We start from the raw sequence: 11,747 nt of genomic DNA on the forward strand, positions 1-11,747 counted from the left end.
TACTGAGTTCCTTCTGGTGATTGGGTCATGCCGCCATCTCCGCCAGCGGGGCGAGGGCAAGCGCATTGCGCGCCGCGTCGATCAGCGCGGCGGCGTCGCCCGGTGCGGTGCCGAACGCATAGGAATCGGGGCGCACCAGCACCGCGGTCGCGGCGCGTTCCGCCAGCCAGCGCGCGAGCGTGCCGTCGTCGGCGATATCGGCCACGTCGACTACCGACACCGCGATCGGCGCGAGCCGTGCGGCGGCGGTGTGCGCGGCGGCGACATTGCCCTGCACGAACAGCCGCCAGCCGCCGCCGACGACATCGTCGAGCAATCGCCCGTCGACCCAGGGCTGGACGAACCGCTCGCCCGCGCCCGGCGTGCCGGCGGCGATCACGCCGTCGCGATAGGCCGGGATCAGGTCCGCCGCGGTGCCGGTCGCGCCGGACCGCGCGCGCTCGCGCATCGCCTCGTCGCGTGCAGCGGCGAGGCCGGGATCGAGTTCGCAGATATAGCGCCCGGCATCGACCGCGGCGGTGACGACGCTGCGCACATGCGGATCGCGTTCTGGCTGATAGCTGTTGAGCAGCGCCGGATCGGCCAGCCCGCGCACGACCAGGTCGAGCTTCCACACCAGGTTCGCGGCATCGCGCATGCCGTGGCACATGCCCTGCCCGAAGAAGGGCGGGGTCTGGTGCGCGGCGTCGCCCGCCAGGAACACCCGGCCCTCGCGCCAGCGCTCGGCGATCAGCCCGTGGAAGCGATAGGTCGTCGCGCGGACGATGCGGTGCGGCACGCCGCCCAGATACGGCTCGATCAGCGCGGCGACGCGGTCGGCACGCATCATCGCGGCATCGTCCTCGCCGGGCAGCAGCATGAATTCCCAGCGGCGGATGTTGCCACGCCCCGGCACGATCGTCGCCGGCCGCTTCGGATCGCACATCATCACCGACAGCTGCTGGATGTCCGCCGCCTCTGGCACGCCCCACAGATCGGGGAAGCGCACCGGCCCGTCGACCTCGGCATCGACCACCAGCCACGGCTCCTCGAAATCGAGATCGTCGAGCGCGATGCCGAGCAGCTTGCGCACCTGACTGCGCGCGCCGTCGGCGGCGATCACCCAGCGCGCGCGCATCTGTGCCGGGCCATCGACGCCGCTCAGATGCAGCGTGACGCCGTCGGCATCCTGGTCGAACGCGGCGAGTTCGACGCCCATCGCCTGCGTGACGTTCGGAAAGCGCGCCAGCCCCTCGCGCAGTCGCTGTTCGAGTTCGGGCTGATAGAAGAAATAGTCGTTGGCCCAGCCGAACGGTTTCGGCCGTCCCGCGGTGCCCATATAGCGGATCACGCCGTGATCGGCACCGACGTGCAGATGGCCCTGCGTCTCGCGCATGCCCGGTGCGATCGCCTTGGCAAGGCCCGCCGCCTGGAACAACCGCATCATCTCATGGTCGAGGTGCACCGCGCGCGGCAGCGGATGCGCGGTCGCGTCGCGGTCGATCACCAGCACCGACAGCCCGGCCTTCGCGGCGAGGTTGGCGGCCAGCGCACCGACCGGCCCGCAGCCAATGATCGCCAGATCGAACAGGGACGCGTCGCTCACCGGCTATGGCCAAGGCGCATGCAGCGCTTCGCAATGTGATGGTCGAACGACATCGAAACCCCTCCAGATCCGCTCTTCCCGGCGGTGGAGCCTGTGTGATCCGGCATAGCAATAATGTAAAATACTGGTTTTTAGCACGGCCATAGGATCAGGCTATGTCAGTCGGCGACGATCGCTGCCACGAACTGGCTGCCGAGTTCCGACAATTGCCGCCCCGCCAGCGTGCGGATGCCGATCGTCCGCGTGATCGGCACGTCGGCGATCGGGATCGCACGGAGCAGGCCCATCGACAGCTCCGCCTCCACCACGCCGCGCGGCAGCACGGTCACGCGCTTGCCGCGACGGACGATCGCCTTCGACGTCAGCAGCGAATCGCAGCGAATCACGTCGGCGGGCAAGGTCGTCTCCGCGGCGAGGAACAACGCGTCGATCTGGCGGTGGAATGCGCCCGCCGCCTGCGGCAACACCCAGCCGAGCGACGCCACTTCCTTAAGCGATACGACCGGCCCCAGATGCGCATGCGCCCGCCCGACGATCAGCGAGAAGGGATCGCGCGCGATCGAGCGCTCGATCATATCGGACGGCGGCGGCTCCAGCCCCGTGGTCACCACCGCGACCTCGATCTCGCCGCGGCGGAGGAGGTCGGTCAGCTGCGCATCGGCCTGTTCGATCACCGTCAGCGCCATGTGATCGGCGCGCTCCATCCGCGCGATCGCGGAGGGCACCAGGCTGACCAGCGCGCCGGGCGTGCCGCCGATCCTGAGCGGTCCGCGAATGCCGGTGCGCGCCAATGCCACCGCCTCCTCGGCATCGGCGAGCAGCACCTCCATCATCTCCGCGCGCCTGAGCAGCGCCTCGCCCGCCGGCGTCAGCGAGATGCCCTGTCGCCCGCGCTCGAACAGCCCGCCACCCAGGCTCCGCTCGAGCTGCGCGATCGCGACCGACACCGATGGCTGCGAAATGTTGAGCCACCGCGCCGCTCCACTGATCGATCCCTCGCGACATACCGCCAGGAACGTGCGCAGGATCCGCGGATCGATCATCATGCTCTCCTGAAGGCATAGGCAATTCCTATGCTTCCCTACGAATCGCGTATTTGCCAGATATGGCCGCGGCACGCCATACCGTGCCCGCGCCGCAGACGACGGCGAGGATGAGAGGATTTGAAATGGCCAAGTTTCCGGTCGCGGGCTTGCGCAGCGTCGATGTGATGGTGCCCGATCTCGCCGCCGCAGCCGCATTCTACACCGATGTCTGGGGCCTGACCGTCGCTGACCGCACCAGGACGAGCGTCTGGCTGCGCGGCACCGGCGGCGACGCGCAGATCTTCGCGCTGCATGCGGGTGATGAGAGCGCAATCCGGTCGATGACCTTCCGTGCCGCGCTGGAAACCGATCCGCACGTGCTCGTCGCCGCGATGGTCGCCCGCGGTGCAGAGCGGCTCGATGCTGGTAAAACAGCCGATGAGCCGGGTGCCGGCACGATCCTGGCGGTGCGCGACGCACAGGGCCGCACGATCCGCATCGTCCATGACGACATTCTAGCCGTACCGCTCGCACCCGACCCGGATCGCCCTGAGCGGCTGGCGCACGTCAACATCAACAGCGACGACGTGATGCGCGATGCCGACTTCTATACCGGGGCGCTGGGCTTCACGCTAACCGACCGTTCGAAGATGATGGCGTTTGTGCGCACCAACAGTGACCATCATTCGGTCGTGATCGCCGACGCGCCGGTTAACACGCTCAACCACATCGCGTTCCAACTTCCCGACTGGGAGGGCGTGATGCGCGCCGCCGGACGAATGGTCGGCCATCACTTCCCGATCGGCTGGGGCCCCGGCCGCCACGGCCCCGGCAACAACGTGTTCGCCTATTTCGTCGACCCGTTCGGCTTCGTTGTCGAATATACCGCAGACGTGCTGCAGGTCGATGACGGCTATCGCGCGGGAGGACCGGACGACTGGACCTGGCCCGCCGGCCGCACCGACCAATGGGGCATCGCCCCGCCCAAGACGGTGGAATGTAAGGCGGCGCAGCTCGCCATCCCGTTCGCCCGACCCGAAGGAGAGAGACAATGACCGACACCACCACCCTACCCGGCACTATCCCTTATGTTCTGCGCGCCGGCGAAGGCCTGTCGCATCTCGTCGCCGGACAGGTGATCCGCACGCTCGCCGGGGTCGATCAGACCGCCGGCGGGTTCGGCGCGGTCGTGGCCGAATGCCCGCTCGATCGCGGCCCCATCCCGATGCACTGGCATGAACGCGAGCACGACACCTGGTTCGTCACCCGCGGCCGCCTGCAGGTATGGGGCGACGGCGAATCGCGCGTCCTCGCGCCCGGCGACTTCGCCTATGTCCCGCCGCGCGTACACCACAGCTATCGCAGCGTCGCGCCGCGCACGCAGTTCTTCGGCATCGTGGCACCCGGCGGCTGGGAACAGTTCTTTGCGGATGCGGGCGAAGTCTGGGGCATGACCGGCCTGCCGCCTGAGGGCCATCCGTTCGATTTCTCTCGCATGGGCCCGGCGATGGGCAAGCACCGCATCATGCGCGTCGAGGACGCCGTCTATGCCGAGGCGACACCGATCGGCGCGGGTGACCAGCGGCTGCCCGAGGGCCCGTCGCCCTATTTCCTCGAGGCCGGATTCGGCTCGCGGCACAGTCTGCTCGGTCATCTGTCGACCGCGATCCTGACGGGGGCGCAGAGCGACGGCAAGGTTGACATGCGCGTAATCGAGGGGGGGCGCGGTGCCGCGCTGCCGACGCTCAGACATAGCTCGACCCATGTCTTCGTCTACGTGCTGGAGGGGCGGCTGAGCGTCACGTTGGACGGCCTTACGCATGACCTTTCGGGCGGCGATGCGGTCAACATCCCTGCGGGGACGGCTTACGCCACCGAGGTGCTGGGCGGTACCGCGCGCTGGCTGGCGACGAGCAGCGGCGGCAATGGCGGCACCTTCTGGACCGCGGGCGCCGAGAGCCGCGCGTTCAGCTTCGCGCTCGATGGCGACCTTGCCGCCGATCGCGATCGGCTAGCGGGGCTCGACGGCATCGACGTGACGGCCGGCTGACGGCCATGGCGACGCTCTCGATCGGCACCACATTCTCCGACCGGGTCGAGGCATTGCTCGACGGCCGCGTCGCCATCGAAGGCCACGCGGCCGAGATCCGCATCGTCGAGGCGCAGACGCTGTTCCGCCAGGTGATGCGCGAGGCGGCGTACGACGTCGCCGAGCTGTCGATGGGATCGCACATCGCGCGCGTGGCGGCGGGCAAGCGCGATTACGTCGCCGTGCCGGTGTTCCTGTCGCGCAGCTTCCGCCACGCCAACCTCTACGTCCGCACCGATCGCGGCATCGACCGGCCGGAGGATCTCGCCGGCCGCCGCATCGGCACCGTCGATTACCAGCAGACCGCGGGGCTGTGGCTGCGCGGGATGCTCGCCGACGATCACGGCGTCACCCGCGGATCGATCGACTGGGTCGCGGCGGGGCTCCACGCGCCGGTGCTCGAGAACCGTGCGGCGATGATGCTGCCAGACGGTATCCGGGTCGAGCGCTCGGCCGGGACGCTCGACGCGCTGCTCGCGGAGGGCGCAATCGACGCGGTGATGAGCCCCGGCGCGCCGCGCTGCTTCCTCCAAGGCACCGCGCCGGTCGCACGGATGTGGCCCGAGCCGCGCATCGCCGAACTCGGTTACTGGCGGCGCACGCGGCTGTTCCCGATCATGCACGTCCTGGTCGTGCGGCGCGCGCTGGTGGACGCGCATCCCGACCTGCCGCACGCGCTCCACGCCGCGTTCGAGGAGGCGCGCCGCCTCGCCGCCGCCGATCTGATCGCGCGCGATTTCCCCAAGGTCGCGCTGCCCTGGCTGTCCGATCACGCCAATGCGGCGCGTGCCGCGCTCGGCGGCGATCCCTGGACCTATGGGCTGGAGGCGAACCGCGCGACGCTGGCGACGATGCTGCGCTATGCCGAGGCCGACGGGCTGACGCCGCGGCGGCTAACCCCGGACGCGCTGTTCGCCTGACCGCGGCAGCATAAGCAGCGCGGCGAACGCGACCAGCGATCCCGCCGCCATCGCCACCGCCACCGCCTGCAAGCTCCAGCCCGCCTGGAACATCGCGCCTGCCGCGATCGGCCCCAGCGCCGCGCCGCCGCGCCCCAGCCCGATGACGAAGCCGGTGCCGCCGCCGCGCACCGCCGCCGGAAATCCCTGCGCCACCAGCGCATACAGCCCGACCATGCAGGCATTGGTGCAGAACCCCGTGATCCCCGCGACCAGCGCCAGCGTCGCCAGGTCGCCGTAACCCCGCCCGAACACCGCCACCATCGCCGCGGAGGCAAGCAGGCTCACCGCCATCAACGGCCTCACCCCGGCCTTCACCGTCGCCAGCCCGAACGCGACGCCGCCCGCCAACCCGCCGATATTCGCCCAAACCAGCACGCCCCCGGCGCGCGCCGCGCTGAACCCCATGTCGACGACGATCTTCGGGATCCATTTGAGCATGAAATAGAATGTCATCAGCTGCGCGAAATAGGCGATCGTCAGCAGGATCGTGGTGCGCGCGAGTACGGGCGTGAACAGCTCCGCGACCGGCACCCCGCCCGTCCCCGTCGCGACCGGTAGCGCCTCGACCCGCGCATGCCGCATCCGCGCCAGCACCGCATTGACCCGCGCCAGCGCATCGGCCCGCCTGCGCTGCACCAGGAAGCCGATCGATTCGGGCAGCAGCCACAGCGCCAGCGGCAGGCACACCGCCGTCATCCCCGCGCCCAGCGCGAACACGCTGCGCCAGCCACCTGCGTCGTCGCCGCCATGCCCAGCGCCATGACGATCAGGCAGCCGAGGATCGTCGGTCGCCGCCCCGCGCGATCGGCGACCGCGCCCAGCGCCACCGATCCGACCGCCATGCCGATCAGTTCCATCGACAGCACGACGCCCAAGGCCGCGCGGTCGATGCCCCATTCCGCTGCGATCCCCGGCGAGGCGAAGCTGATCGCCAGCACGTCGAACCCGTCGAGCGCGTTGAGCAGCACGCACAGGCCGATCGCGACGATCTGCGGCGCCGTCATCGGCGCTTCGTCGAGCAGGCGGCGCGGATCGGTCATGGCGGGCTCCTTCAGGCCGGATCGACCAGCATCAGCGCATCGAGCGCGACCGCGCCCTGCCCCTGCGGATAGAGGATCACGGGGTTGAGGTCGATTTCGCGCACGTCTGCATTGGCCTGCATCACCGCGGCCAGCCGCTCGACCAGCGCGGCAAGCGCATCGACGTCGAGCCTCGGGCCGCCCCGCCAGCCGTCGAGCAGCGCGCCGCTGCGCAAGCCCCGGATCGCCGCGACGATCTTTTCGCGCGTCGTTCCCGGCGCGACCAGCGTCACATCCTTCAGGATTTCGGCCTGCACCCCGCCGAAGCCGACCAGCACCGCCGCGCCCCAATCGGGGTCGCGCCGCGCGCCGACGATCATCTCCAGCCCACGCGCACCCATCGCCTCGACCAGGATGCCGTCCAGCGCGACGCCGGGCAGATACGCGCCGACGTCCGCGGTCATCCGCTCCCATGCCGCCGCCAGCGCCCCCACATCGGCGATCCCCACCGCGACGCCGCCGGCATCGCTCTTGTGGCTGAGTTGAGGCGACTGCGCCTTGAGCACCACCGGATAGCCGATCGCCGCGGCGGCGGCCTGCGCGCCGGCCATATCGGTCGCCAGTTGCGCCACCGGAAACACGAACGCCGCCTTGGCCAGCAGCGCCTTGCCGCAATATTCGGGCACCACGCCCCCCGCCATCGGCAGGTCGAGCATCGGCCCCGCCGCGTCGTCCGTCATAACCGGCGCGGTCCGCGCCACCAGCCGTGCGACGGCGCGCAGCGCGCGTTCGGGCGACGGGAAATACGGCACCGACAGCGCGCGCAACGCGGCGACGTCGGCGGCCGGGATCGGCGCGCCCTCGTCGAGTCCGGCGAAGATCACCGCCTTGCCGGCTCCCTCACCCAGCGCGCGAAGCAGCGGCGGCACCTTGATCCCCGTCGTCACCGGATCGGTCTGGATGATCCCCATCACCACGGTCCCGATACGCGCGTCGCCGAGCAGAGCCGTCAGCGTCCGCGCGTACAGGTCCGGCTCGACCAGCCCCTGCGCGGTCATGTCGAGCGGGTTCGACACCCCTACGAAGTCAGGCAACGCCGCGCGCAGCGCCGGCGAATCCGCATCGCCCAGCGCCGGCAGCGACAAGGCGAGGTTCTCGGCCAGATCGAGCATCAGCGCCTTGAACGCCCCCGATTCGCCCAGCACCGCGACCCCCGCCTCGGGCAGCATCGGGCATCGCGCGGCGATCTCGGCGATGTCGGCGAGTTCCTCCAGCGTCTCCGCGAACACCACGCCCGCGCCCGCGACCAGCAATCGCATGAGGTCGTAATCGCCTGCCATCGCGCCGGTATGCGTCGCCGCACTCTCGCGCGCCGCGCCCGATCGGCCGGGATGGAGCAGCACGATCGTCTTGCCCGCCGCATGCGCCGCGCGCGCCGCCGCCAGGAAGCGCGCGGGCTTGCGGAACTGCTCGACGATCATCGCGATCACCTGCGTCCCGGGCTCCTCGACGAGCCATTCGACATAGTCCTCGACGCCGCTCGCCGCCTCGTTGCCGGTCGATACCGATACCGTCAGCCCCAGGTCGCGTGCCTGGAACACCGTGCCCAGGACCGCCGCCATCGCCCCCGATTGCGAGACGATGCCGATCCCGCGCTGCCCCGGTGCCGGCGGCGACACGCGCGTCTCGACGAAGGTCAGCGGCGCGCCAGACAGATGGTTGACCAGCCCCAGGCAGTTCGGCCCCTCGATCACCATCCCCGCCTCGGCAGCGATCGCGGCGATCTCCTGTTGCTCGGCCAGCCCCGCCTCGCCCCCTTCGGCAAAGCCCGCGGAGAAGATCACCGCCGCGCCCACGCCCCGCGCCGCGAGCTCGCGCACCGCGGGCAGCACGCCCGCGCGGGGAATCGCCAGCACCGCGACGTCGACGCCGTCGGGTAATTCGGCGATGTGCGGGAGGCACGGGCGCCCCGCGATCGTCTCTCGGTTCGGGTTGATCGGATAGACCTCGCCCGCAAAGCCGTTGCGGTCGAGATTGGCGATCACCGACGCGCCGAGCGCACCCGGCTTGTCCGACGCCCCCACCACCGCGACCGATCGCGGCCGCAGCAACCGCTCGATCCCGACCCGCGCTCCAACCCACTCCTCGACCGCCCCCGTCACGCTCAGGCCTGCTGCTTAGACTTGTCGTACGCGCCGAGCCCCGGCTTGAACGTCTTGTCGTCGATGAACTGCCGGATGCCCTCCTTGCGGCCCTCATTGTCGTAGCTGTTGGCGGCCTCCTGTGCGCGGATCAGGAAATCCTCGGCATTGTCATAGGTCATTTCGCGCACGCGGCGGATCGCATCCTTGGTCGCCTTCAGCGCCACCGGGTTCTTGCCGAGCAGCACGTTCGCGACCGCGGTCACGCGCGCCTTCAGTCCGTCCAGCGGCACCGCCTCGTTGACCAGGCCCCATTCGGCCGCGGTCTTGCCGTCGACATTCTCGCCCATCATCGCGTGGTACATCGCCTTGCGGAACGGCAGCAATTCCACCGCCACCTTCGATGCGCCGCCGCCGGGCAGGATGCCCCAGTTGATCTCACTGAGCCCGAACTGCGCCTCGTCCGCGGCGAACGCCAGGTCGCACGCGAACAGCGGGCCATAGCCGCCGCCGAAGCACCAGCCATTGACCATCGCGATCGTCGGCTTCTGATACCAGCGCAGCCGCCGCCACCAGCCATAGCTCTCGCGCTGCGCCTGCCGCGACGCGCCGAGCCCTTGCGCCTCGGTCTCGCGGAAATATTCCTTCAGGTCCATGCCCGCGGACCACGCGCTGCCCTCGCCCGTCAGCACCAGCACGCCGACATCGTCGCGATATTCCAGCAAGTCGAGCACGCGCATCATCTGCCGGTTGAGCCTGGGGCTCATGCAATTGCGCTTTTCGGGGCGGTTGAAGCTGACCCAGGCGATGCCGTCCTCGATCATGTAGGCGACGGTGTCTTCTTCAATACGGTCGGTCATGTAGGGTAAGGCTCCGCGGAAAATCAGATGGGGAAATGGCCGGGCTGCGTCTCGATCGTGATCCAGCGCAGCTCGGTAAAGGCGTCGATCCCGGCGCGGCCGCCGAAGCGGCCATAGCCCGACGCGCCGACCCCGCCGAACGGCATCTGCGCCTCGTCATGCACGGTCGGCCCGTTGACGTGGCAGATGCCCGACTTGATCTGGCGCGCGATGCGCAGCCCCCGGGCGGTGTCGCGCGTGAACACCGCGGCGGACAGGCCATAGTCGGTGTCGTTGGCGAGTTCGATGGCGTGCGCCTCGTCGCGCGCGCGGGCGATGCCGACGACCGGGCCGAAGCTTTCGTCGCGGAACAGCTTCATGGCGGGCGTGACGCCGTCGATCACCTGCGCCGCCATCACCACGCCATCCGCGTCGCCGCCGGTCAGTCGCGTCGCCCCCTGCGCCAGCGCGTCCTCGACCAGCGACGCGACGGTCTCCACCGTCTTGCGGTCGATCACCGCGCCCGCCGCCATCGTGACGACCTTCGCCGCGAACTTCTGCGCGAAGGCATCGGCGACGCTGTCGACGACAATGATCCGCTCTGTGGACATGCAGATCTGCCCCGAGTTCATGAACGCGCCGAACGCCGCCGCCTTCACTGCCTCGTCGAGATCGGCATCCTCTAGAATCAGCAAGGGCGCCTTGCCGCCAAGTTCGAGCAACGCCGGCTTCAGATTGTCGGCACAGCGCCGCGCGACGATCCGCCCGACATGCGTCGATCCGGTGAAGTTGACCCGGCGCACCGCCTTGTGGTCGATCAGCACGCCGACGACGTCGCCAGCATCGGCAGGCGCGTTGGTGACGAGCTGGATCGTGCCTGGCGGCAACGCCTCGGCGAACGCCTCGACGATCAGCGTGTGCGTCTGCGGGCACAGTTCGGAGGCCTTGAGCACAACGGTATTGCCGCACGCCAGCGGCACCGCGATAGCACGGACGCCGAGGATGATCGGCGCGTTCCACGGCGCGATGCCGAGCACCACGCCTGCGGGCTCGCGCAGCGCCATCGCGATGCAGCCGGGCTTGTCCGACGGGATCACTTCGCCGCCGATTTGGGTCGTCAGCGCCGCGGCCTCGCGCACCAAGCCGGCCGCCAACATCAGGTTGAAACGTGCCCAACCCTCGGTCGCGCCGGTTTCGCCCATCATCGCGGCGATGAACGCGTCGGCACGCGCTTCCAGCGCTTCGGCGGCTTTGCCCAGCATCGCCCGGTGCGCATTGGGACCGAGCGCCGACCATCCGGAAAGCGCGACGGCCGCCGCGTCGCAAGCGGCGCTCGCCTCGGCCGGGGTCATCGCACATGCCTGTGTCGCGATCGCCCCGCTCACGGGATTGCGCCGCGCGAACATGGCGTCCTGATGATCCGCTTCGGCCATAGACACTCCTCCATTATTGCTATGTATAATAGCATGTTGTATTCGGCTGCAAGCGGCTTTCGAGTGTATAAACGCGCCGCAACCAGGGGGGACGGGAATGAACAGACGCGATATTTTGGCGGCCGGTGCAACCGGCATCGGCCTCGCAAGCGGAGCAGCGACCACGGCGGCGATCCCGTCCGACTATCCCGAACCACGCCTCACTTTCGCCTTCCAGGCCGATGTGCTGCTCGGCCCGATCCAAGAACTGGGTACGATCGACGGCGTGCGGCGGCGGATCGTGCCGATTGTCGGTGGCGCCGTCGCAGGGCCGCGGTTAAGCGCAATCGTACTGCCCGGGGGTGCGGACTGGCAGGGGATCCGGCCGGGCGACGGGCTGACACGGGTGTGGGCGCGCTACTGGATACAGGCCGACGACGGCGCCGTGATCGGGATCGAGAATGCCGGCATCCGCCGCGCGCCCGCCGCGGTGATGCAGCGGCTGATGGCCGGCGAGCCGGTGTCGGCCAAGGACTATTATTTCCGGACCAGTCCGCAGTTCGAGGTCGGCGACGGCCCGCACCGCTGGCTGAACGAGACGGTGTTCGTCGGCGTTGGCGCGCGGCTGCCCGACCGGGCGATCATCCGCGTCTTCGCGGTGTCCTGATCGCGGCG

Annotated in this window: 11 protein-coding genes; 4 read left to right on the forward strand and 7 right to left on the reverse strand. The window is 69.6% G+C overall.

What is annotated here, in order from left to right; all coding sequences use genetic code 11:
• Positions 1-25: 25 nt before the first annotated feature.
• Both AC3D24_RS21860 and AC3D24_RS21865 read right to left on the reverse strand, forming a co-directional pair.
• Positions 26-1,570, reverse strand: a complete 1,545-nt coding sequence (locus tag AC3D24_RS21860; RefSeq protein WP_489033804.1) for a bifunctional 3-(3-hydroxy-phenyl)propionate/3-hydroxycinnamic acid hydroxylase — start codon at positions 1,568-1,570, stop codon at positions 26-28.
• 173 nt (positions 1,571-1,743) lie between these two features.
• Positions 1,744-2,628 (reverse strand): LysR family transcriptional regulator, encoded by an 885-nt coding sequence (locus tag AC3D24_RS21865; protein WP_489033646.1) that lies wholly within the window; start codon positions 2,626-2,628, stop codon positions 1,744-1,746.
• Between the two features lie 125 nt (positions 2,629-2,753).
• On the opposite strand from AC3D24_RS21865, the gene AC3D24_RS21870 reads away from it, so the two are divergent.
• The 3 genes from AC3D24_RS21870 to AC3D24_RS21880 are packed head-to-tail and all read left to right on the forward strand — an operon-like array spanning position 2,754 to position 5,619.
• The gene (locus AC3D24_RS21870; RefSeq protein ID WP_489033647.1) at positions 2,754-3,665 is read left to right on the forward strand and encodes a VOC family protein; all 912 of its coding nucleotides are present in this window, start codon (positions 2,754-2,756) and stop codon (positions 3,663-3,665) included.
• Positions 3,662-4,660 (forward strand): cupin domain-containing protein, encoded by a 999-nt coding sequence (locus AC3D24_RS21875; RefSeq protein WP_489033648.1) that lies wholly within the window; start codon positions 3,662-3,664, stop codon positions 4,658-4,660. Before AC3D24_RS21870 ends, AC3D24_RS21875 begins: the two co-directional genes overlap by 4 nt.
• Before the next feature lie 5 nt (positions 4,661-4,665).
• Positions 4,666-5,619, forward strand: a complete 954-nt coding sequence (locus AC3D24_RS21880; protein ID WP_489033649.1) for a PhnD/SsuA/transferrin family substrate-binding protein — start codon at positions 4,666-4,668, stop codon at positions 5,617-5,619.
• Here the strand turns inward: AC3D24_RS21880 and AC3D24_RS21885 are convergent.
• From AC3D24_RS21885 to AC3D24_RS21905, 5 genes are read right to left on the reverse strand one after another with little or no spacing between them, the layout of a single operon-like run.
• Entirely contained in the window at positions 5,593-6,378 is a 786-nt protein-coding gene (locus tag AC3D24_RS21885) for an MFS transporter (protein WP_489033651.1), read from the reverse strand. The two genes, AC3D24_RS21880 and AC3D24_RS21885, sit on opposite strands and share 27 nt — an antisense overlap.
• The gene (locus tag AC3D24_RS21890) at positions 6,354-6,701 is read right to left on the reverse strand and encodes an MFS transporter (protein ID WP_489033652.1); all 348 of its coding nucleotides are present in this window, start codon (positions 6,699-6,701) and stop codon (positions 6,354-6,356) included. Before AC3D24_RS21890 ends, AC3D24_RS21885 begins: the two co-directional genes overlap by 25 nt.
• An 11-nt stretch (positions 6,702-6,712) precedes the next feature.
• Entirely contained in the window at positions 6,713-8,848 is a 2,136-nt protein-coding gene (locus AC3D24_RS21895; RefSeq protein ID WP_489033806.1) for an acetate--CoA ligase family protein, read from the reverse strand.
• Positions 8,845-9,681 carry a p-hydroxycinnamoyl CoA hydratase/lyase gene (locus AC3D24_RS21900; RefSeq protein ID WP_489033653.1) on the reverse strand — a complete coding sequence of 279 codons (837 nt, stop codon included), beginning with the start codon at positions 9,679-9,681 and terminating at the stop codon, positions 8,845-8,847. Before AC3D24_RS21900 ends, AC3D24_RS21895 begins: the two co-directional genes overlap by 4 nt.
• Before the next feature lie 23 nt (positions 9,682-9,704).
• Positions 9,705-11,093, reverse strand: a complete 1,389-nt coding sequence (locus tag AC3D24_RS21905) for an aldehyde dehydrogenase (RefSeq protein ID WP_489033654.1) — start codon at positions 11,091-11,093, stop codon at positions 9,705-9,707.
• 97 nt (positions 11,094-11,190) lie between these two features.
• On the opposite strand from AC3D24_RS21905, the gene AC3D24_RS21910 reads away from it, so the two are divergent.
• Positions 11,191-11,739, forward strand: coding sequence for a DUF3237 domain-containing protein (locus tag AC3D24_RS21910; RefSeq protein WP_489033656.1), 549 nt, complete (start codon positions 11,191-11,193; stop codon positions 11,737-11,739).
• Positions 11,740-11,747: the final 8 nt, after the last annotated feature.

Source organism: Sphingomonas sp. SL1004 (genome assembly GCF_057815015.1).